The 20,309-nt window shown below is 58.8% G+C and carries 22 protein-coding genes; 18 read left to right on the top strand and 4 right to left on the bottom strand.

The window, feature by feature from the left end:
- Positions 1-404 precede the first annotated feature (404 nt).
- The 16 genes from PQR62_RS18100 to PQR62_RS18025 all read left to right on the top strand — a co-directional run bounded on the left by PQR62_RS18100 (position 405) and on the right by PQR62_RS18025 (position 16,020).
- Complete coding sequence (locus PQR62_RS18100; protein WP_408159409.1) at positions 405-1,010, top strand: MotA/TolQ/ExbB proton channel family protein; 606 nt, start codon at positions 405-407, stop codon at positions 1,008-1,010.
- A gap of 10 nt (positions 1,011-1,020) precedes the next feature.
- Positions 1,021-1,449, top strand: coding sequence for an ExbD/TolR family protein (locus PQR62_RS18095; protein WP_408159408.1), 429 nt, complete (start codon positions 1,021-1,023; stop codon positions 1,447-1,449).
- 201 nt (positions 1,450-1,650) lie between these two features.
- Positions 1,651-2,694 carry a tetraacyldisaccharide 4'-kinase gene (gene lpxK, locus PQR62_RS18090; protein WP_408159407.1) on the top strand — a complete coding sequence of 348 codons (1,044 nt, stop codon included), beginning with the start codon at positions 1,651-1,653 and terminating at the stop codon, positions 2,692-2,694.
- Positions 2,675-2,872, top strand: coding sequence for a Trm112 family protein (locus PQR62_RS18085; protein ID WP_408159406.1), 198 nt, complete (start codon positions 2,675-2,677; stop codon positions 2,870-2,872). Before lpxK ends, PQR62_RS18085 begins: the two co-directional genes overlap by 20 nt.
- Before the next feature lie 162 nt (positions 2,873-3,034).
- A complete protein-coding gene (gene kdsB, locus PQR62_RS18080; protein WP_408159405.1) occupies positions 3,035-3,850 on the top strand; it encodes a 3-deoxy-manno-octulosonate cytidylyltransferase in 816 nt (271 codons plus the stop codon).
- 266 nt (positions 3,851-4,116) lie between these two features.
- Positions 4,117-4,773, top strand: coding sequence for an adenylate kinase (gene adk / locus PQR62_RS18075; protein ID WP_408159404.1), 657 nt, complete (start codon positions 4,117-4,119; stop codon positions 4,771-4,773).
- 450 nt (positions 4,774-5,223) lie between these two features.
- Complete coding sequence (locus tag PQR62_RS18070; RefSeq protein ID WP_408159692.1) at positions 5,224-7,266, top strand: sodium-translocating pyrophosphatase; 2,043 nt, start codon at positions 5,224-5,226, stop codon at positions 7,264-7,266.
- Between the two features lie 158 nt (positions 7,267-7,424).
- On the top strand, positions 7,425-8,183 hold the full coding sequence (locus tag PQR62_RS18065; protein ID WP_408159403.1) for an SDR family NAD(P)-dependent oxidoreductase: 759 nt from the start codon (positions 7,425-7,427) through the stop codon (positions 8,181-8,183).
- Between the two features lie 113 nt (positions 8,184-8,296).
- Positions 8,297-9,499 (top strand): patatin-like phospholipase family protein, encoded by a 1,203-nt coding sequence (locus PQR62_RS18060; RefSeq protein WP_408159402.1) that lies wholly within the window; start codon positions 8,297-8,299, stop codon positions 9,497-9,499.
- 112 nt (positions 9,500-9,611) lie between these two features.
- The gene (locus PQR62_RS18055) at positions 9,612-10,001 is read left to right on the top strand and encodes a ribonuclease (protein ID WP_408159401.1); all 390 of its coding nucleotides are present in this window, start codon (positions 9,612-9,614) and stop codon (positions 9,999-10,001) included.
- A gap of 21 nt (positions 10,002-10,022) precedes the next feature.
- Positions 10,023-10,562 carry a barstar family protein gene (locus PQR62_RS18050; protein ID WP_408159691.1) on the top strand — a complete coding sequence of 180 codons (540 nt, stop codon included), beginning with the start codon at positions 10,023-10,025 and terminating at the stop codon, positions 10,560-10,562.
- Between the two features lie 75 nt (positions 10,563-10,637).
- The gene (purN, locus tag PQR62_RS18045; RefSeq protein ID WP_408159400.1) at positions 10,638-11,357 is read left to right on the top strand and encodes a phosphoribosylglycinamide formyltransferase; all 720 of its coding nucleotides are present in this window, start codon (positions 10,638-10,640) and stop codon (positions 11,355-11,357) included.
- 34 nt (positions 11,358-11,391) lie between these two features.
- The gene (locus PQR62_RS18040) at positions 11,392-12,648 is read left to right on the top strand and encodes an RsmB/NOP family class I SAM-dependent RNA methyltransferase (protein WP_408159399.1); all 1,257 of its coding nucleotides are present in this window, start codon (positions 11,392-11,394) and stop codon (positions 12,646-12,648) included.
- 13 nt (positions 12,649-12,661) lie between these two features.
- Positions 12,662-13,291: a phospholipase D family nuclease gene (locus tag PQR62_RS18035; protein ID WP_408159398.1), complete on the top strand. Its 630-nt coding sequence runs from the start codon at positions 12,662-12,664 to the stop codon at positions 13,289-13,291.
- A gap of 99 nt (positions 13,292-13,390) precedes the next feature.
- Positions 13,391-14,734, top strand: a complete 1,344-nt coding sequence (locus tag PQR62_RS18030) for a mechanosensitive ion channel family protein (RefSeq protein ID WP_408159397.1) — start codon at positions 13,391-13,393, stop codon at positions 14,732-14,734.
- An 89-nt stretch (positions 14,735-14,823) separates the two neighbouring features.
- Positions 14,824-16,020: a DesA family fatty acid desaturase gene (locus PQR62_RS18025; RefSeq protein WP_408159396.1), complete on the top strand. Its 1,197-nt coding sequence runs from the start codon at positions 14,824-14,826 to the stop codon at positions 16,018-16,020.
- Positions 16,021-16,506: 486 nt separating this feature from the next.
- Here PQR62_RS18025 and rpmG read toward each other — a convergent pair whose 3' ends face one another.
- The 3 genes from rpmG to radC all read right to left on the bottom strand — a co-directional run bounded on the left by rpmG (position 16,507) and on the right by radC (position 17,879).
- Entirely contained in the window at positions 16,507-16,674 is a 168-nt protein-coding gene (gene rpmG, locus PQR62_RS18020) for a 50S ribosomal protein L33 (RefSeq protein ID WP_408159394.1), read from the bottom strand.
- 24 nt (positions 16,675-16,698) lie between these two features.
- The gene (gene rpmB, locus PQR62_RS18015) at positions 16,699-16,935 is read right to left on the bottom strand and encodes a 50S ribosomal protein L28 (protein ID WP_408159392.1); all 237 of its coding nucleotides are present in this window, start codon (positions 16,933-16,935) and stop codon (positions 16,699-16,701) included.
- A 269-nt stretch (positions 16,936-17,204) separates the two neighbouring features.
- Positions 17,205-17,879: a RadC family protein gene (gene radC / locus PQR62_RS18010; protein WP_408159390.1), complete on the bottom strand. Its 675-nt coding sequence runs from the start codon at positions 17,877-17,879 to the stop codon at positions 17,205-17,207.
- Positions 17,880-18,050: 171 nt separating this feature from the next.
- Between radC and PQR62_RS18005 the strand changes: the two genes are divergently transcribed.
- Both PQR62_RS18005 and ispH read left to right on the top strand, forming a co-directional pair.
- Positions 18,051-18,506: an FKBP-type peptidyl-prolyl cis-trans isomerase gene (locus tag PQR62_RS18005; RefSeq protein WP_408159388.1), complete on the top strand. Its 456-nt coding sequence runs from the start codon at positions 18,051-18,053 to the stop codon at positions 18,504-18,506.
- Positions 18,507-18,562: 56 nt separating this feature from the next.
- Positions 18,563-19,525 carry a 4-hydroxy-3-methylbut-2-enyl diphosphate reductase gene (gene ispH / locus PQR62_RS18000; protein WP_408159386.1) on the top strand — a complete coding sequence of 321 codons (963 nt, stop codon included), beginning with the start codon at positions 18,563-18,565 and terminating at the stop codon, positions 19,523-19,525.
- Positions 19,526-19,577: 52 nt separating this feature from the next.
- On the opposite strand, the gene PQR62_RS17995 is transcribed toward ispH, so the two are convergent.
- Positions 19,578-19,889, bottom strand: coding sequence for a hypothetical protein (locus PQR62_RS17995; protein WP_408159385.1), 312 nt, complete (start codon positions 19,887-19,889; stop codon positions 19,578-19,580).
- Positions 19,890-20,309 lie beyond the last annotated feature (420 nt).

Raw genomic sequence — 20,309 nt, 5'->3', positions numbered from 1 at the left:
GCATCAGTTGCACGATTTCAACGCAGCAATGGAATTCGCTTTGAAATCAAAGGCTTCGATCCACTGTGCGGGGCTTGTTCACAAAGTTATGCACAGAAAATGTGGGTAATTCAGGAACAACTCCGGCGTGAGCAGGCAGTGGCTGAACATCGCTGCGGCCAATGTAAAGCGCGCGGGCGGGAGCAAGGATGGGCATAGCGCGCAGTTGCGCTTGCGGGCCAGGGTGCAACGCGATACATTCTGCACCCATGTCAATTCGGCATTGTGTGCATCCACGCTCTTGACGACGATGCTCACAACGCCGGCGCCTTCTGCAGGAGGTCGCACTATCCGTTACCATCCTGCGCGGTGCATGCAGCACTTATATATAAACAGCAACCATCAGAATTAAACAGGAGTTTGCTTTGTTCGCCATCATCTTAGCTGCAGGCTGGCCGATCTGGCCTTTGCTGATCGCATCCATCATCGGTCTGGCCCTGATCATCGAGCGTCTGGTTTATCTGCGCCGCGAGCGCATTCTGCCGTCGCAGCTGCTCGACGAAGTGGTGCGCGTGTATCAGAGCGGCCGCGTCAACGACGATGTGGCCGACAAGCTGGAACAGAATTCGCCGCTGGGCCACGTGCTGGCTGCCGGTCTGCGCAATGTGGATGCTCCGCGTGACGTCATGAAGGAAGCCATCGAAGAAGCCGGTCAGGCCGCTGCACACCGCTTGGAACGGTTCCTGACCACACTCGGCACCATCGCCTCGCTGGCGCCGCTGATGGGTTTGTTCGGCACGGTGGTCGGCATGATCGAAATCTTCGCCTCGCAAAATGCCGCCGGCACCAATCCTGCGCAACTCGCGCACGGGATCTCGGTGGCGTTGTACAACACAGGTTTCGGTCTGGCGATTGCGATGCCGGCGCTGGTGTTCTATCGCCACTTCCGCGCGCTGGTCGACAGCTTCGTGGTCGACATGGAGCAGCAGGCGGTCAAGTTCGTCGACGTCGTGCACGACGTTCGCCGTTGAGGTCGGCGCCATGAATTTCCGCAAAGGACGCGCCCGCGAAGAGCTGGAAATCAATCTGATTCCATTCATCGACGTATTGCTGGTGATCGTGATCTTTCTGATGGTGACCACCACCTACAGCAAGTTCACCGCCTTGCAGATCGCCTTGCCGTCGGCCGATGCCGAAAAGGCGATGCAGCAGCCGTTCGAGATCAACGTGGCGGTCGATGCCCAGGGCCGCTATGCGATCAACAATACCCGTGTGGCTTCGCGCGATGCCGCGGCGCTGGCCGGCGATTTGCAGAACGCGGCGAAGAACGGCGGCGGCAAGGGCGATCCCGTGATCATCATCAATGCCGATGCGCTGGCGGCGCATCAGACCGTGATCAACGTGCTGGAAGCGGCGCGCATTGCCGGTTTCGCCAAGGTCACGTTTACCGCGCAGAGCAACGCCAGGTAGCGATATTTGCGGCGCGGCCGCGCTTCTGTATTGCCGGCATGCTGCTGCAAAGGATGGAGCTTCCTCATTGAAGCTCCATTTTCATGAGGCAGCTGAAATCCCCGGCGCAGTTCATCTTGTTCGTAGCCCTGGTTGTCATCTTCAATCGCCAATTTGTATCCGGCAGCATGTCTGCATCGATGAAAAAGTCCGAAAGTTAATTTGTCCCAGTCGCCGAAAACCGCCGAAGCCATACTGACCCGCGCATGGATGCAGCGCGGGCCGCTGGCCTGTCTGCTGTGGCCGCTGTCGCTGTTGTTTGCCTTGCTGATCCGTCTGCGCCGTGCCGCGTTTGCGCTGGGGCTCAAGCAATCCACGCGGCTGCCGGTGCCGGTGATTGTGGTGGGCAATGTGTTCATCGGCGGCACCGGCAAGACGCCGTTCGCGATCTGGCTGATCGAAGCCTTGCGTGCGGCGGGCTACACGCCCGGCTTGATTTCGCGCGGCTACGGCGGCCGGCAATCGTCGGCCGCCGACGGCAGTGAGGTACGCGAAGTGGATGCAGGCTCGAAGGCCCGGGAGGTCGGCGATGAGCCGCTGCTGATTGCCTTGCGTACCGCTTGCCCGGTCGTGGTGGGACGGCGCCGCGTGGCGGCGGCGCAGCACCTGCTGGCCGCGCATCCGCAAGTGGATGTGATCGTCTCGGATGACGGCTTGCAGCATTACGCGCTGGGACGCGATATCGAAATCGTCTTGTCCGATGCGCGTGGCGCCGGCAACGGCTGGCTGCTGCCGGCCGGCCCCTTGCGTGAACCGGCGACTCGCCGTCGCGATTTCAGCGTGGTCAATCTGCCGGCGGGCGCCGCGCCGCCATCCGGCGCCTTCGCCATGATCCTGCACGGCGAGACGGCGCAGCAACTGGCCGACCCGTCGCAGCAGATGAGATTGGCGGCGATCGCTGGCAAGGGCCGCATTGCCGCGGTGGCGGGTATCGGCAATCCTGCGCGGTTTTTTACGACGCTGCGCCAGGCCGGGCTGAGCTTCGCCGAGGTGGCCTTGCCCGACCATCATGATTATTCAGACAACCCGTTTGCCGCGCTGACCCAGCAAGTGATTCTGATCACTGAAAAGGATGCAGTAAAATGCAAGGCAATCGAGGCCATCAAAAACGACCCGCGCATCTGGGTCGTGCCTGTGACAGCGCGCATCGATGGCGTGCTGGCAGAACATATTGTGGAGAAACTCCGTGAACGCCCGACTGCTTGATATTCTGGTTTGCCCGATTTGCAAAGGGCCTTTGGATTACGATAAAAAAGCGCAGGAACTGATCTGTAACGGCGACAAGCTGGCTTATCCGATCCGCGATGGCATTCCCATCATGTGGGCCGATGAGGCACGCGATCTCGGCGTAGCCGTCGCAACTGGCGCTGCTGACCCGGTCTGAAAAACTGAAGATGCCATTGCGCAAGGCAACGCGCCAATGCGCGATGGCCGGCGGTGCAGCGGGTGAAGTCGTGTAGTCTGATTTTCCTTGCTGCGTCTGCCAGACGCCGTAGACTTTGCTGCAGTCTTTAGTCTCTCTTTCATCCCACTTCCGATCACGCCCATGTCCTTCACCGTCATCATTCCGGCTCGACTCGCTTCCACCCGTCTGCCCAACAAGCCCTTGGCCGATCTCGGCGGCAAGCCCATGATCGTGCGGGTGGCTGAGCGGGCAGCCTTGTCCGGCGCTTCCCGCATCATCGTCGCCACCGACCATCACGACATCTTTACCGCCTGTCAGCAGCATGGCGTGGAAGTAGCGATGACGCGCGCCGATCATCCGTCCGGCACCGACCGCATCGCTGAAGTGGCAGCCGCGCTGGATCTGGCGGAAGATGCGGTGGTGGTTAACGTACAGGGCGATGAGCCGCTGATCGATCCCGGTCTGATTGCCGCCACCGCTGCGCATATCAAGGCCGATGTGCCGATGGCGACGGCTGCACACGCCATCGAAACCGCACAGGATGCATTCAATCCCAACGTGGTCAAGGTGGTGTTGAACAAGGCCGGTTGCGCCATGTATTTTTCGCGCGCGACGATTCCCTGGCATCGCGATGCCTTTGCGCAATCGCGCGATACGCTGCCGGAGTCGCACGGCCCGGATCACGTCAACGAATACGTGCCGCTGCGCCATATCGGTTTGTATGCCTACAGCAATAAATTTCTGCAGCTTTATCCGACACTGACGCCGGCGCCGCTGGAGCGCATCGAGGCGCTGGAGCAATTGCGCGTGCTGTGGCATGGCCATGCGATTGCGGTGCATGTGACTTCGGTGGTGCCGGAAGCGGGCGTCGATACGATTGAAGATTTGTTGCGCGTGCGCAAGCATTTCGAAGTGCCGCCGGATAGCCCGCTGGTCACTGCGATCTCGGCTTTGTAACGCGCAAGTATCTGCACGTGCAAATTCGCACGTCGCGCCAGGGCGCCGTATCTGTAAGGCTGACGTCAATAAGTTGGGTCACAATCAGAGCCCGGAGAGTGCCTAAAAATAGAGCGTTTGTAATGGTTCGGTAAGATTTTGTGGTAAGTTTCGTCCAGAGCAGATGCAAACGGCGTCAACAAAAAGGCAAGCGCGCCACCCATGGCGCCAGTCTGAAACAGTCCGCCATCGCAACAGAATTCAAACTTCACATTTAGGAAATCGATATGCGCCTCATCCTTTTAGGAGCGCCTGGTGCCGGTAAAGGCACGCAAGCCACTTTTATCAAGGAAAAATTCAACATCCCGCAAATCTCGACGGGTGACATGTTGCGCGCCGCAGTTGCGGCGGGTACTGAATTGGGTGTCGCCGCCAAAAAGGTGATGGATGCCGGCGGCCTGGTGTCGGATGATCTCATCATCGGTCTGGTCAAGGATCGCTTGCAGCAGCCTGACTGCGCCAACGGTTATCTGTTCGACGGTTTTCCGCGCACCACGCGTCAGGCTGATGCAATGAAGGAAGCCGGCGTCAATATCGACTACGTGCTGGAAATCGACGTGCCCGACAGCGCCATCGTCGAACGCATGAGCGGTCGCCGCGTGCACCCCGGTTCGGGCCGCACCTACCACGTCAAGTTCAACCCGCCGAAAGTGGACGGCAAGGACGACGTGACCGGTGAAGCGCTGATCCAGCGTGACGACGACAAGGAAGAGACCGTGATCAAGCGTCTGAGCGTGTATCACGATCAGACTGAAGTGCTGCTCGGTTACTACGGTGACTGGGCCAAGTCGGGACAACCCGGTGCGCCGAAGTATCGCAAGATCGCCGGCGTCGGACCGGTGGAGCAAATCAGAGATAGTGCATTTGCGGCACTGTCGGAGTAAAGTGAAGCGGACTGAACAGTCCGCTTTTTTTATGTCTTGCCACTTTGTCCAGCCGTCCTGATGGCGAGCGGTCATCGAAAAACGAGCGGCGGCGTGATCAATATCATCGGCAGCATCCGGCCAGAATTCACATAATCAACATCAGCTTGCGACATTGGTTTGCAACATCGGCAGTACCCAAAATACAAGAATCAAAAGCGACGGAGATAGCAGCAGGCAGCAGAGGGATAAAGCGCAGGCGCATCGGTACAGGTATGCACATTCACCCTGTCCGATGAGCTGACGTACTCCCCCCATTCCGGCTTCGTAGCCTTGTAGCCCGCAGTCATAACAAGTCCAGGAAAAAGGGCGACGCAATTGCGTGCAGTACGCAATATCGGCCGGCACATCGTTGATGCCCGGCGGATGTTCGTCATTGTTGATGAGTCGTGATAACAAGGAGGAGACATGATGGCCCTAGCCTTATGGTTTGCCATTGCCTGCGGCGTCGTCGCAGTGATCTATGGCCTGGTATCCCGCAACTGGATTCTGAAACAGGACCCCGGCAATCCCCGCATGCAGGAAATTTCCGATGCGATCCAGCAGGGCGCGGCGGCCTATCTGGCGCGCCAGTATCGGACGATCGCACTGGTCGGAGTGGTGTTGCTGATTGTGATCGCGCTGATTCCCGGTCTCGGCTGGATTACCGCGCTGGGTTTTCTGATCGGCGCAGTCCTGTCCGGCGGCTGTGGTTTCATCGGCATGAATGTGTCGGTGCGCGCCAATGTGCGTACCGCGCAGGCGGCGACGCAAGGGATGAATCAGGCGCTCAATGTGGCGTTTCGCGGCGGCGCCATCACCGGCATGCTGGTGGTCGGACTCGGCCTGCTCGGCGTGACGCTGTTCTTCTGGGCGCTGTATCTGCACGGTCAAGGCCATGCGCCGTCCTTGCATGAAGCCATCAAACCGCTGATCGGCCTCGCCTTCGGCGCCTCGCTGATATCCATCTTCGCGCGGCTGGGCGGCGGTATCTTCACCAAGGGGGCGGATGTCGGCGCCGACTTGGTGGGCAAGGTGGAAGCCGGCATTCCCGAAGACGATCCGCGCAATCCTGCGGTGATCGCCGATAACGTCGGCGACAACGTGGGCGATTGCGCCGGCATGGCCGCCGATCTGTTCGAAACTTATGTGGTGACGCTGGTGGCGACCATGTTGCTCGGCAGTCTGATGCTGCAGGGGATGGAGTTGCTGGCGGTGATCTATCCGCTGGCGCTGGGCGGGGTATCGATTCTGGCTTCCATCGTCGGCTGCAGCATGGTCAGGGCGACCCCGGACAAGAAAATCATGGCGGCGCTCTACACCGGCTTATGGTGGTCGGCCGGGCTGAGTCTGATCGGCTTCGTGCTGGTCAGCTGGTGGCTGCTGCCGCCGCTCTTGCGCATTCCGCTGATGGGCGCGGCGGTGATCGGCATTGCACTCACCGCGCTGATGGTCTACATCACCGAGTACTACACCGGCACCGATTTCAAACCGGTGCAGCATATCGCCCAGGCCTCCACCACCGGCCACGGCACCAACATCATCGCCGGGCTCGGTGTGTCGATGAAGGCGACGGCATATCCGGTGCTGGCAGTGTGTCTGGCGATCTTCGGTTCTTACTGGCTGGCCGGTTTGTACGGCATTGCAATTGCGGCGACCGCGATGCTGTCGATGGCCGGCATCATCGTCGCGCTGGATGCCTACGGTCCGATCACCGACAACGCCGGCGGCATTGCCGAGATGGCAGGCATGCCCGACTCGGTACGCGCGATCACCGATCCGCTCGACGCGGTCGGCAACACCACCAAGGCCGTCACCAAAGGCTATGCAATCGGATCGGCCGGGCTGGCTTCGCTGGTGCTGTTCGCCGATTACACGCACGCGCTCGATGCGGCCGGCAAGAGCACCGTGTTCGATCTCTCCAATCCGCTGGTGATCATCGGCCTGTTCATCGGCGGTCTGATTCCTTATCTGTTCGGCGCCATGGCGATGGAAGCGGTCGGCCGCGCCGCCGGCGCAGTGGTGATCGAAGTGCGGCGCCAGTTCAGCGAAATCAAGGGCATCATGGACGGCAGCGGCAAGCCGGAATACGACAAGGCGGTCGACATGCTGACCTCATCGGCGATCCGCGAAATGATTCTGCCGTCCTTGCTGCCGGTGGTGGCGCCGGTGGTGGTCGGCCTGCTGCTCGGGCCGGCGGCGCTGGGCGGTTTGCTGATGGGAACCATCGTCACCGGTCTGTTCGTCGCGATTTCGATGACCACCGGCGGCGGCGCCTGGGACAATGCCAAGAAGTACATCGAGGACGGGCATCACGGCGGCAAAGGATCCGACGCGCACAAGGCAGCGGTTACCGGCGACACGGTCGGCGATCCTTACAAGGACACCGCCGGGCCGGCCATCAATCCGCTGATCAAGATCATCAACATTGTCGCCTTGCTGCTGGTGCCGCTGTTGCCGGCGGTGGGGGGATAAGCAGGCCGGTGCGCTGCGAGATTGTCGCCGGACGGATAGTCATGCAGCAGTCCTTGGCGGGATAATCGCAGCGGCGGCTTGACGATTGTCAGCCATGCCGGAATCGGCGAATAATGTGTCAACGCTGACCAAGAGCACAAGATGAATCAAGGAGACTTATGCGTATCGAAGGAAATGTATTCATCGTCACCGGCGCTGCGTCGGGGCTAGGCGCAGCAAGTGCGCGCATGCTGGTGGCCGCAGGCGGCAAGGTGGTGCTGGCTGATTTGCAGGCCGAGGCCGGCGCCCGGGTCGCGGCCGAACTGGGCGGTGTTTTTGTGCGCTGCGACGTCAGCTCGGAAGCCGATGGCCAGGCCGTGGTGCGCGCGGCCCAGGAGCTGGGCACCTTGCGCGGACTGATCAACTGTGCCGGCGTGGCGCCGGCCGGCAAGCTGATCGGCAAGGAGGGGCCGCATACCATGGAGCTGTTCCTCAAAACGCTCAACATCAATCTGATCGGCACCTTCAATATGGCACGGCTGGCAGCGGATGCCATGTCGAAGACCGAGGCGGCGGAGCAAGGCGAACGCGGCGTGATCATCAATACCGCTTCGGTCGCCGCTTACGACGGCCAGATCGGCCAGACTGCTTATTCCGCATCCAAGGGCGCCATCGTGGCGATGACGCTGCCGATGGCGCGCGATCTGGCGCGGGTCGGCATTCGCGTGATGACGATTGCGCCGGGCATTTTCGAAACGCCGATGATGCTGGCCATGCCGCAGGAGGTGCTGGATTCGCTGGGGCAGGCGGTGCCGTTTCCGCCGCGTCTGGGCAAGGCCACCGAATACGCGCATCTGGCCAGAACCATCATCGAAAATCTGATGCTCAACGGCGAGACGATACGGCTGGATGGCGCCATTCGCATGCCGCCGAAATAGGCGGTGCGCCATTCAGCGCCGCTTCTTTGAACCGGCGCAAGTCTAAAGAATAAATTCCAACAAAATCTCGTAATTTTTCGCAAAAAATCAGGCCGCGCTGCTAAGCTCTTGCCATGGAGCCAATAGAACAAAAAACCGGGCTGATATTGACGGGAGGAGGCGCGCGAGCTGCCTATCAGGTGGGCGTGCTCAATGCGCTGTCGATGATTTTGCTGGAATCCGGCTGGCCGGTACACAGCAATCCTTTCAAGATCATTTGCGGTACCTCGGCGGGGGCCATCAATGCCACGGCGCTGGCTTGTCGCGCCGACGATTTCGGTGAGGCAGTGCGCGAGCTGCGCCATGTCTGGTCCAACTTCAAGGTGGAGCAGGTATACCGCGCCGATTCGCTGGGCGTGATCCGTTCCGGCGCGCGCTGGCTGTCGCTGTTTTCCTTCGGCTGGCTGCTGCGCAAGTGGCGCGCCAATCCTCCCAATTCGCTGCTCGACAATACGCCGCTGGTCACCATGCTGCATCGCCTGCTGGATCTGCCGCGGCTGGATGAGGCGCTGGCCAGCGGCAATCTGCATGCGCTGGCGGTGACGGCGTCGTCCTATACCAGCGGTCAGCATCTGACCTTTTATCAGTGCCGGGATGAAATCGAACCCTGGCGCCGTACCCAGCGCGCAGCGATCCGCGACCAGATCGGCATCGAACATCTGCTGGCATCGTCGGCGATTCCCTTCATTTTCCCGGCGACGCCGATTTATTACGAAGGCCGTTGCGAATATTTCGGCGATGGCTCGATGCGCCAGATCGCCCCGATCTCGCCGGCGATTCATCTCGGCGCCAGCAAGGTGCTGGTGATCGGCGCCGGCCGCATGGGCGAGAAGGGCGAAGCCGCGCCGACTGCCGGTCCGCCGCAATATCCGAGTCTGGCGCAGGTGGCCGGCCATGCCTTGTCCAGCATCTTCCTCGACGGCCTGGCGGCCGATATCGAACGCACCAATCGCGTCAATCAGACCTTGTCGGTGCTGACGCCGGAGCAGCGTGCACGCACGCCACTGAAACCGGTCAAGACCCTGGTGATTTCGCCCTCCGAGCGTATCGACGGTATCGCCAGCCGGCATGTCAACAGCCTACCGCGCCCGATCCGCACCATGCTGGGCGGCATAGGCGCGACCGAGGCGCGCGGTTCGGCGCTGGCTTCTTACCTGCTGTTCGAAGAGAGTTTTACGCGCGAACTGATCGCACTGGGCGAGCGCGATACGTTTGCCAAACGCGATGAGGTTGAAGCCTTTTTTGAACCAGATACGGTGCAGTTGCTCCAAGCCTGATTCCGCGATCAGCCTTGCCGGCGGTTGCCTAGCGTGACGCAAAACGTTAATCTACTGCGTGGTATTGCTGAAAATTAACAGTTTTGCAACAAACAAAAAGCGAGCCGATTGCATGCGAGCCTCAAGTCTGAAGTCTTCCCTGATCAAAAACTGGCTGGTTTTTCTGCTGGGTCTGATGCTTTCAGCCTCGGTGCTGGCGCGCGGGCCGGCGCCGCTTGATGATGTCCGGCTCGATCAGTTGCCGCGCGAGGCGCAGCAAACCATGGGCTTGATCAAGGACGGCGGTCCTTACCCTTATGCCAAGGACGGCGCCGTTTTTGGTAACTACGAAGGGGTTTTGCCCAAGCAAAAGCGCGGGTATTATCACGAATTCACCGTCAAGACCCCGAAGGCGCGCAATCGCGGCGCCCGGCGGATCATCAGCGGCGGTGAGCCCAAGAGCTCGGGCGAATACTATTACACCAGCGATCACTACGCGACGTTCCGGCGCATCCGGGACTGAAGCTGAAGCTTCAAGTCGTGTCTGACGTATCGCAACACCGCATCCGAATCACCGCATCACCGATGCATTGCTGCACCGCTTCACCGGGATTGGGTTTCGCCCGGCGTGAAAGTGAAGTTGAACCAAGGTCGAATCATCCGAAACCGATACATGGAAGGGAGAATGAGTTTGTTTAAAACGGTGCCGCCAAACATAGTGCAGTCGATTCGCGCATTCCGCGTGACCGAGCTGCAGGAAGAGGCCGCTCGTCTCGAGCAGCACTTCCTGTACGCTTATTGCGCCGAGGCCGTCACCAAACAGCAGGTGCTCGGCACGATCGCCACCGCTTTTCACTTTCCCAAGCACTTCGGCAAGAATTTCGATGCGCTGGCGGATTGCCTTACCGATCTGACCTACAAGGCCGGCAAGCAGCCTGGCTTCGTGGTTGTCCTGGAGCAACTGCCAAACACGCAAAAATTCGACAAGGAAGCGCGCGAAACCTTGCTGGACGTGTTCCGCGACGCCGCCGATTTCTGGGCCGAGAAGAAAGTCGCCTTCCGCGTTTTCTATTCGTTTCAGTAAGACCGTCTCGTTTTTCCGTCGCCGGCAGCGATTTTCGACAGCCCGGCTACCGGCTGCGGTTACAATGCGCACACCATGAGAAGCATTGTTATCCTGATTTCCGGACGAGGCAGCAATATGGAAGCCATCGTCCGCGCCGCGCAGGCTGAAAGGTGGCCTGCAAAAATTTCCGCAGTGATCAGCAACCGGCCGGATGTTTCCGGCCTGGAATTCGCCCGCGCCCAAGGTATTCCGACGGCGGTGGTCGCCAACAAGGATTACGCCACGCGCGACCAGTTCGATGCCGCGATGCAATCCGTGATTGACGGCTTCGCGCCCGATCTGGTTGTGCTGGCCGGCTTCATGCGTATTCTGACGGCGCCGTTTGTCGATCATTACGCAGGCCGCATGCTGAATATCCATCCATCGCTGCTGCCCAGTTTCCCCGGGCTGGCGACGCATCGCCAGGCTTTGACCGCCGGTGTTCGTCTGCATGGCGCGACAGTACATTTCGTCACGCCGGATCTGGATCACGGCCCCATCGTGGCGCAAGCTGCGGTGCCGGTACTCGATGCCGACAGCGAAGAAACACTGGCGGCGCGCGTGCTGGAGCAGGAACATCTGATCTATCCACAGGCGGTGCGCTGGTTCGTCGAAGGCCGTCTGGCATTGCAGGGCGCGCGCGTCCGGCTGTCCGGCGATGCAGTTCAGGATGCTGGTGCTGCCTCCGCGGCATTGACTGCGCCGGTTTTGACTGTTGCTGCTGCGGCTGCAGTGGCGAGCGCGGCCCAGGAAATCCCCATCATTGCAGCTTGATTGTTGCGTATTTGAATTTTTTGAAGGACTGAGCATGAGATTGCCACCCGCAATCGTTCCCCATACCGAAGAACTGCTGCGCGAAGTATTGCGCTTCAGCGGCCCGGCGGACGTTACCTTGTCGCGCTATTTTCGCGACCACCCCAAGCTGGGCGGCCGCGAGCGCGGTGTGATTGCCGAAGCGATCTACGGTTTGCTGCGTAACAAGACCGTGTTGACCAATTTTGCCGAGTCCGGCATCGGTCCCATGATGCGTCGCATGGCCTTGCTGGCGCTGTCGGATGCCGTTGGCGTCGATCCCATCGCGGGCCTGTCGCCGGAAGAAGTTGAATGGCTTAACCGTGTAATTCAGATCGACCGCACCCAATTGCCGCCGCAGATGCGCAGCAATCTGCCGCCCTGGCTGTATGAAAAGCTGGTCGCGCGCGACGGCGAAGCCGCTGCGCTGGAGCTGGCCGATGCCATGAATCGTCAGGCCCCAATGGACCTGCGCGTCAACACCATCAAGGCTGATCGCGAAACGGTAATCGAAGGTCTGGCGCAAGCGCCTGTGGCCTGCGAGCCCACGCCGTATTCGCCGCTGGGTTTGCGCGTGCTGAAGAAGCCGGCGCTGCAGAATCTTCCGCTGTTCAAGGACGGTGCGATCGAGGTGCAGGACGAGGGCAGCCAGATGCTGGCGCAGATCGTCGGCGCCAAGCGCGGCGAAATGGTGGTGGATTTTTGCGCCGGCGCGGGCGGCAAGACGCTGGCGCTGGGCGCGGCGATGCGCAATACCGGTCGCCTGTATGCGTTCGACGTCTCCGAAAAACGTCTGGCCAAGCTGAAGCCGCGTCTGGCGCGCAGCGGTTTGTCCAATGTGCACCCGGTCATGATCGCGCACGAGAACGACGCCAAGGTTAAACGTCTGGTCGGCAAGATTGATCGCGTGCTGGTCGATGCGCCATGCAGCGGCCTCGGCACGCTGCGTCGCAATCCCGACATGAAGTGGCGCCAGACGGTGGAAACCGTGGCCGAAATGCGTACCAAGCAAACCAGCATCCTGGCCAGCGCTTCGCGCCTGGTCAAGGTGGGTGGCCGTTTGGTATATGGCACCTGCAGCTTCCTCGATGAAGAAAACGAAGAGGTGGTGGCTGAGTTCCTGCAGTCGCATCCGGACTTTGCTCTGGTGCCGATGCATGAAGTGCTGGGCGAGCAAAAGATCGCGCTGGAGATGCAGGACTACCTGAAGCTCTCGCCGCATCGTCACCAGACCGATGGCTTCTTCGCTGCGGTGCTGGAGCGCCGTGCCTGAGCCGATGAGCCGTATGCCGTTTGAAACAAAGCCGGGCGTCCAGCGACGCCCGGCTTTGTTGCGTCAATTGTCGGTATTGAGCTGCGCCTTGCTATTGCACGGCTTGCCGTCGGCGGTGCTGGCGCGCGACAAGCCTGCCAGGGCCGAAGCCGGCGATGCGCCGCGCATCATGTCGGCGCAAGGTACGCAACAGGCCGCTTTTGCTCCTTGGGACGATATCGAAGGTCTGATCGTCGAGAACCTGAACGCCGCCAGGAAACAGGTGCTGGTGCAAGCCTATCTGCTGACCAATCAGAAAATCACGGACGCCTTGATCGCTGCGCACAAGCGCGACGTCGACGTGCGTGTGCTGATGGATGGCGGCCAGCTCGACAAGAATTCCACCAAGCGCGTGATCGCCATGCGTGAAGCCGGTATCGGCATCTGGCTGGAGACCCTGTATCGCAGCGCGCACAACAAGGTGATCGTGATCGACCCGGCCCTGCCGCGCGCCACGGTGATCACCGGCAGCTTCAACTTCACCTGGAGCGCACAGCACAAAAACGCCGAAAATATCCTGGTGCTGCGCGACAATCCTGCGCTGGCCGCCAGCTACGCGGCAAACTGGCAGCGCCACAGGCAAGATGCCCAGGCTTATCCATAAGCCGGCCGGGCCGCACCGGCATTTCTCTCGCATGCGCCGCGCGAGGCCGTACGCGGATCCGGCGAGCATTCCTTTATTGAGTCAGTCCCGATAAAAATCATGTTCTCAGAACATTTCCTCTCTCTGTTCACCGATCAGGAGCCGCTCGATCTGGCGCGGCAAGGCCTGGTCATCGTTTTATGCGCCCTGTGCGGCATCGGCCTGTCGCGCTGGCTGCGCAAGGTGTTTCATATTGCGACCGATGAGCAGTCGCTGGTCATGCAAATCGGGGTAAAGAGTTTCGCCCGCGTCTTGTCCCCCTTGCTGATTTTGCTACTGTTATTGGCAGTGCGTCCCTTGCTTGCCCGCCAGCATCATCCGGTGACGATGTGGGAAATCATGGTGCCCTTGATGATTTCGCAGGTCGCCATGCGCTTCGTGTTCTATGTGCTGCGCGGGATTTTCGTCAAGGATCTCACGGTCGGCGCCTTGCTCAGGCTGGCGGAAAAGGTGATTGCAGCGCTGGTCTGGAGCTGCGTGGTGCTGTACATCACCGGCATGTGGCCTGACCTGATCGATTATCTGGATGACACGGTCTTGCCGCTGGGACGCCACAAAGTATCGTTGTTGACGGTCTTGCAAGGAACCGTTTCAGTGCTGGTGACGCTGATCATTGCTCTGTGGATAGGCGCGGTGCTGGAAAACCGTCTGATGAAGATGAGCACCATGCATTCCTCATTGCGCACGGTCGTCGGGCGCATGGCTAAGGCGGTGCTGATTCTGATCGCAATGCTGGTCAGCCTGGCGCTGGTGGGGATCGATCTGACGGTGCTATCGGTATTCGGCGGCGCGCTGGGCGTCGGTATCGGTCTGGGGTTGCAGAAAATTGCCAGTAGCTACGTCTCGGGCTTCGTCATCCTGCTGGAGCGCAGCATGGTGATCGGCGACATGGTCAGCGTCGACAAGTATTTCGGCAAGGTAACGCAAATCAACACGCGCTATACCATATTGGAAGGCTTGGATGGAATCGAGTCGGTTTTGCCCAATGAAATGTTCATGGCCAACCCGGTACAGAACTATTCCTTGACCCACCGCATTGTACGTTTATCTACACAAGTTACCATTCTGTATCAGGACGATGTCGAAAGCGTCTTGTCTATCATGGAACAAGCCGCACTTGGGGTGGAGCGGGTAGCCCGGCAGAATTTACCGCAGGCCTTGCTGATGAAGATCGGACACGACGGGCTGGAGTTGGAGTTAGGATTCTGGATCACTGATCCTGAAAACGGACGCCTTAATGTGATCTCCGATGTCAACAGAGCGATCTGGCAAGCGTTTAAGAAAAACCAGGTGCAACTGGCGCATCCCAAGCGCGATGTCCGCATCATGGACGTGCGCAGTTTTCAGCAAAGTGTTGTTGCAAGCCCTCCCGCGAATGTGGTCAATACGCGCACGGATGTTTAAATCGCGTACAATGCCGGGTAATTAAAAGAAAATAGAACATACTTACGGAACAAACCAATTGCTGTAACGTATTTATTTTTGGAGTAGTGATGGTCCTAGACGCATTTCTTGATTTCATTTCCAACGGTCTGCTGCATCTGAGCGGCTGGCAGCTGGTCATTTACACGCTGGTGATGACGCACATCACGATTCTCGGTGTCACTATTTACCTGCATCGCTGCCAGGCCCATCGCGCGCTCGAACTGCACGCGATCCCCAGCCACTTCTTCCGCCTGTGGCTGTGGATGACCACTGGTATGGTGACCAAGGAATGGGCTGCGATTCACCGCAAGCACCATGCGAAGTGCGAGACCGAAGAAGATCCGCACAGCCCGCAGACCCGCGGCATCAACAAGGTGATGTGGGAAGGCGCCGAGTTGTATCGCAGCGAATCCAAGAACGCAGAGACCATGGAGAAGTTTGGTCATGGCACGCCGGACGACTGGCTTGAGCGCAATGTCTACAGCAAATACAGCTGGCAAGGCGTCGCGATCATGCTGATCATCAACGTTACGCTGTTCGGCGCGATCGGCCTGACCATCTGGGCGATCCAGATGGCGTGGATTCCGTTCTGGGCGGCTGGTGTGATCAACGGCATCGGCCACTACTGGGGCTATCGCAACTACGATTGCAACGACGCTGCGACCAACCTGTTCCCGATCGGCATCATCATCGGCGGCGAAGAGATGCACAACAATCACCACACATTCGGCACCTCGGCGAAATTCTCGAGCAAGTGGTATGAGTTCGACGTCGGCTGGATGTACATCCGTATTCTGGAAACCGTCGGTCTGGCCAAGGTGAAGAAAGTTGCTCCTGCGCCGAAGTTCGACAGCAAGAAGCTGGTGGCTGACCTGGACACGCTGCAATCCGTGATCGCCAATCGCTACGACGTGACGGCCAAGTACGCACGCTCGGTCAAGCAGGCATGGCGCGACGAGCTGGATCATCTGGTGGAAAAGGCGAAGCTGGAATCGCGCTTCCTGAAATCGTCCAAGAAGCTGCTGCAACGTGAGCCGACCAAGCTGGAAGACGGTCAGAAGCAGCAACTGTCGGAGCTGTTCATGCATAGCAAGGCGCTGCAGACCATGCACGAAATGCGTGTGGAGCTGGGCGCAATCTGGGAGCGTTCGCACTCAACCCGCGAACAGCTGCTGCATCAGTTGCAAGACTGGTGCGCACGCGCCGAAGCATCGGGCGTCCAGGCATTGCGTGAGTTCGCTCAGCGTCTGCGCAGCTACGCTTAAGTTTGTGTGATCGCGCATTGCTTCTGGCAATGCGTAGATCGAAAAAAGGCCCGGAATGTCTTGATGGCATTACGGGTCTTTTTGCATCTGCATGTTGGTAGTCGATGTGAGGCTTGCAGCTTGCAAAGTTCAGACAAGCCTATGTTGCGGGTCCCTGATTGCATTCGAGCCTTTCTTGCTGTCGCATGGCGCGATTGTGATGCGGGTAATTTCGAGTGCTTGCCTTGGGTGAGGGAAGGGCTCGGTCAGGAAAAAAGGGCGGCGGTACTTTGAGAGATACTTCGTCTCAACTGGATGAGCCGCCAATCGCTGTGTTTGTATTTCCAGATTCAGTTGAAAGAGGCTGCTAGGACGAGCATTCAAATATCCAGGTAATGGCAGAGGAGTGCGCCAGGTGCTGTTGAGATTGGCCGGTGCAAAAAGCTATCAACAATAAAAAAGCCCCGCAGAATAAATCATGCGGGGCTTTTTATGAAACCTGATCAATTACTTGATCTTGGTTTCCTTGTACTCAACGTGCTTACGCGCCTTAGGATCAAACTTCATGATCGAAAGCTTTTCAGGCGTAGTACGCTTGTTCTTTGTCGTGGTGTAGAAGTGACCTGTACCTGCGGTCGACTCCAGTTTGATTTTGTCGCGGCCGGATTTCGCCATGATAGATTTCCTTTACTCTGCTAGTTAGACTTTTTCGCCACGAGCACGCATGTCGACCAGGACGGCATCAATGCCGAGCTTGTCGATTACGCGCAGGCCGGCGTTGGACAAACGCAGGGAAACCCAGCGGTTTTCGGATTCAACAAAAATACGACGATTTTGCAGGTTAGGCAAAAAGCGACGTTTTGTTTTGTTGTTTGCATGGGAAACGTTGTTGCCGACCATCGGCCCTTTCCCGGTGACTTGGCAAACACGCGCCATGTTCAACTCCTTAAAAATTTCCGAAATTGGAAAAAACGTGAGTATATCCAAAAAACATTGATTATTCAATGACTTGCGTAAAATAATTGTGTCTCAGTTGTGATTTTAAATTTAACAATTCAACGTCCGCTGTAATGCCGGGAGTCATGGATCGTACGGAACTGCGCGCCGGCCCTGGGCGAGCGTCGATTCTGCCCTCCCGGCGCCAATGACAATCGTGCTCGCAACTGCGGCGCGGCAAGCACGGCGGCCTTATTGAGAGCAGTACATCAGAGCTGCCCGTGTTCGGCAAAAGAATGAAAGCGTCGTCCGGCCACCACAAAGTGATCCAATACCCGCACATCCACCAACTGCAAAGCCTGCTGCAACGCTTGCGTCAAAGTCAGGTCGGCCTGACTCGGCGTGGCGTCGCCGGAGGGATGATTGTGCGCCAGGATCACCGCAGCGGCGTTATGCGCCAGCGCAGCCTTGACCACCTCGCGCGGATAAACACTGGCCTGGGTAAGTGTTCCTTTAAATAATTCATCGGCCGCAATCAGGTGATTGCGTACATCAAGAAACAGCACGACGAAGGCCTCGTACGCCTTGCCGCTGAACAGCAGCTGCAAATACTGAGCGACCGACTTGGTTGAGTTCAATAGCGTTTCATTCTGCAGCTCCTCTGCCAGCGAGCGTCGTGCCAGTTCCATTACCGCTTGCAGCTGCGCGTATTTGGCCGGCCCCAGCCCATGCATCGCGGAAAATTCCGGCAGACGCGCGGCAAACATGGCCGTCAGCGAACCGAAGTGCGCCACCATGTCGCGCGCCAGATCCACTGCGCTTTTGCCCGCTACGCCGACGCGTAGGAATACCGCCAGCAGTTCGGCGTCCGACAATGCCTGCGGTCCTTGCTTGATCAGTCGTTCGCGCGGGCGTTGATCTTCCGGCCAGTCTGTAATTGCCATCGGGAAGTCGTCTATAAGAGAAATGTGGTGAAGCTGGTTCGAAAATGCGGCAAGGCCGGCATTACCTCGTCCTTGCAAGGGCATTTGTGCCCTGGCCAGCGCATGGCGGCAAGGACGGCGGATGCAAACGTGGCTTACAATAGCGGGCTGTCATGCCTATCTCATTTCCTCATGTCTAACGCCTCTGCTCCGGTCGTCACCGAAAACGCCTATCTCACGCTGCATTACCGTCTGGCCTCGCTAGCCGGTGACAACATCGTCAGCACCTTCGAAGAGAATCCGGCCACGTTGCAATTCGGTCAGGGGCAACTCGCCCCGTTTCTGGAAGAATGCCTGCTGGGCTTGCCGGAAGGTACGCATCAGACCTTTGAATTGCCGCCCGAGAAAGCTTTCGGCCCGCGCAATGAAGATCTGATTCAGCGCATCTCGCGCGCCACGCTGGAAGAAAACTCGGCCATGGATGAGGATTACCGCATCGGCGATCTGGTTGATTTTGCAGCGCCGGGCGGCGGCCGCTTTGCCGGCATCCTGCGCGCGATCGACGATGATGGCGCTTTATTCGACTTCAATCACCCCTTGGCCGGCCAGACGCTCAAGTTTGAAGTGAAAATCATTGGAATTTTGTAAGCCGGCCAAACATCAATTGCATAGCGTTCCACAAGTTTTGAATCAAGGAAGTCATCATGGATAAAGCGGAAACCGAAATCTTGCTGGCCCAGCCACGCGGTTTTTGCGCCGGCGTCGATCGCGCGATCGAAATCGTCGAGCGCGCGCTGCAGCAGTTCGGCGCGCCCATCTATGTGCGGCATGAGATCGTGCACAACGCCTATGTGGTCGCCGATCTGCGCGCCAAGGGCGCCATCTTCATCGAAGAGCTGGCCGATGTGCCGGCCGGCAATACCGTCATATTTTCAGCCCACGGCGTTTCCAAGGCGGTGCAGGCGGAAGCGAAGGAGCGCGGTCTGAGCGTGTTCGACGCCACTTGCCCGCTGGTCACCAAGGTCCACATGGAAGTGGCCAAGATGCGCCGCGAAGGCCGCGAGATCATCATGATCGGCCACGCCGGCCATCCTGAAGTGGAAGGCACCATGGGTCAGACCGAAGCCGGCATGCATCTGGTCGAAACCGTGGAAGACGTCGAGCGCCTGCAAGTGGCCGACGCTGGCTTGCTGGCCTACGTTTCGCAGACCACGCTGTCGGTGGACGATACCGCCGACATCATCGAAGCATTGCGCACGCGCTTCCCCGCGATTGCCGAGCCCAAGAAAGGCGACATCTGCTACGCCACCACCAATCGCCAGGAAGCCGTGAAATTCATGGCGCCGCAGGTTGACGTGGTGATCGTGGTCGGCAGCCCCAATAGCTCCAATTCGAACCGTCTGCGCGAAGTCGCCGAAAAGAAGGGCATCCCGGCCTACATGGTCGACAACGCTTCGCTGATCAATCCGGATTGGGTTGCCGGCAAGGTGCGCGTCGGGCTGACCGCCGGCGCGTCGGCGCCCGAAGTGCTGGTGCAGGCCGTCATCGACCGTTTGAAGGAAATCGGCGCCCGCAGTGTGCGCGTGCTGGAAGGCATAGAGGAACACGTCGCCTTCCCCATGCCCAAGGGCCTGAGCGGCATTCCTGCGGCCGCCGTCGACAACTGAGCCGACCTGCCGGCGATGCTGCCTGCTCGGGTCTGGCCTCAACGTTCCGCCTTCATTCTGGAAAAAGCCCGCTTCTGCGGGCTTTTTTATTGCCGGCCTCCATGCAGATCACATCAACGTGAACTTTCCGGCAATTTTTGAAAGAAAAATACTGTGCAATTTCGCGAGTAAAAACCAATGGGTTTTTAGTTTTGCCTGGAATTTTCTTGTGTAACAGCGTCCGGTAGTGGCGCAAACGGCGCTGCCTTCTGCGTATAATCCCGCTCCAATCGATGCGCCACCCAAAAGGCAGGCGTGCACAGACGGCGCCGCTATGTGCGGTGATCACAGTTCGACAGCAGGGAGACAACTCATGCGCATTCATCCGCTTTCCGGCTTTGCAGCATTTTCATCTAGCGCAACGCGCCGCACTTGCCACTCATTGCAGCGTCTGCTGCTGCATTGTCTTTGTGGTTGCCGGCGACAGTCTTTGCTTCGGTAGCATCGCAATAGCGCCACAGCCGCACGCTCTTCCTGTGCACTGATTTCGATTTTTTGGTTTTCTCGTTTGCTCTGACTTCTTCAGCGGAGCAGGGCCAACTGCAGGAGACGACTTTGTTGCAGACGCCTGTCGTTATGCCGCTAATCATTGCCGTCCTGATCAGTAGGAACGGTTTTTGCTCTGGTTTTTCGCATGCCATCGCGAGTCGTCGTATCGCGATGTTTCATTTTTGATTCACACATTTCTAAGTAGGACGCCATGGACATATTCATCCAGCAAATCATCAACGGTCTGGTGCTGGGC

It is taken from the genome of Herbaspirillum lusitanum, assembly GCF_046025995.1.
In the GTDB taxonomy this organism is placed as follows: Bacteria; Pseudomonadota; Gammaproteobacteria; order Burkholderiales; family Burkholderiaceae_D; genus Herbaspirillum; species Herbaspirillum lusitanum_A.
This window is presented reverse-complemented; position numbering and strand designations above follow the sequence as displayed.

Bases quoted from the DNA above. Each gene is read 5' to 3' on its own strand.
- PQR62_RS18095 (WP_408159408.1), top strand. From the start codon at position 1,021: ATGAATTTCCGCAAAGGACGCGCCCGCGAAGAGCTGGAAATCAATCTG.
- kdsB (WP_408159405.1), top strand. From the start codon at position 3,035: ATGTCCTTCACCGTCATCATTCCGGCTCGACTCGCTTCCACCCGTCTG.
- adk (WP_408159404.1), top strand. From the start codon at position 4,117: ATGCGCCTCATCCTTTTAGGAGCGCCTGGTGCCGGTAAAGGCACGCAA.
- PQR62_RS18070 (WP_408159692.1), top strand. From the start codon at position 5,224: ATGGCCCTAGCCTTATGGTTTGCCATTGCCTGCGGCGTCGTCGCAGTG.
- PQR62_RS18065 (WP_408159403.1), top strand. From the start codon at position 7,425: ATGCGTATCGAAGGAAATGTATTCATCGTCACCGGCGCTGCGTCGGGG.
- PQR62_RS18060 (WP_408159402.1), top strand. From the start codon at position 8,297: ATGGAGCCAATAGAACAAAAAACCGGGCTGATATTGACGGGAGGAGGC.
- PQR62_RS18055 (WP_408159401.1), top strand. From the start codon at position 9,612: ATGCGAGCCTCAAGTCTGAAGTCTTCCCTGATCAAAAACTGGCTGGTT.
- purN (WP_408159400.1), top strand. From the start codon at position 10,638: ATGAGAAGCATTGTTATCCTGATTTCCGGACGAGGCAGCAATATGGAA.
- PQR62_RS18040 (WP_408159399.1), top strand. From the start codon at position 11,392: ATGAGATTGCCACCCGCAATCGTTCCCCATACCGAAGAACTGCTGCGC.
- PQR62_RS18035 (WP_408159398.1), top strand. From the start codon at position 12,662: ATGCCGTTTGAAACAAAGCCGGGCGTCCAGCGACGCCCGGCTTTGTTG.
- PQR62_RS18030 (WP_408159397.1), top strand. From the start codon at position 13,391: ATGTTCTCAGAACATTTCCTCTCTCTGTTCACCGATCAGGAGCCGCTC.
- PQR62_RS18025 (WP_408159396.1), top strand. From the start codon at position 14,824: ATGGTCCTAGACGCATTTCTTGATTTCATTTCCAACGGTCTGCTGCAT.
- rpmG (WP_408159394.1), bottom strand. From the start codon at position 16,674: ATGGCGAAATCCGGCCGCGACAAAATCAAACTGGAGTCGACCGCAGGT.
- rpmB (WP_408159392.1), bottom strand. From the start codon at position 16,935: ATGGCGCGTGTTTGCCAAGTCACCGGGAAAGGGCCGATGGTCGGCAAC.
- radC (WP_408159390.1), bottom strand. From the start codon at position 17,879: ATGGCAATTACAGACTGGCCGGAAGATCAACGCCCGCGCGAACGACTG.
- PQR62_RS18005 (WP_408159388.1), top strand. From the start codon at position 18,051: ATGTCTAACGCCTCTGCTCCGGTCGTCACCGAAAACGCCTATCTCACG.
- ispH (WP_408159386.1), top strand. From the start codon at position 18,563: ATGGATAAAGCGGAAACCGAAATCTTGCTGGCCCAGCCACGCGGTTTT.
- PQR62_RS17995 (WP_408159385.1), bottom strand. From the start codon at position 19,889: ATGAATGCGCATGAGTTGTCTCCCTGCTGTCGAACTGTGATCACCGCA.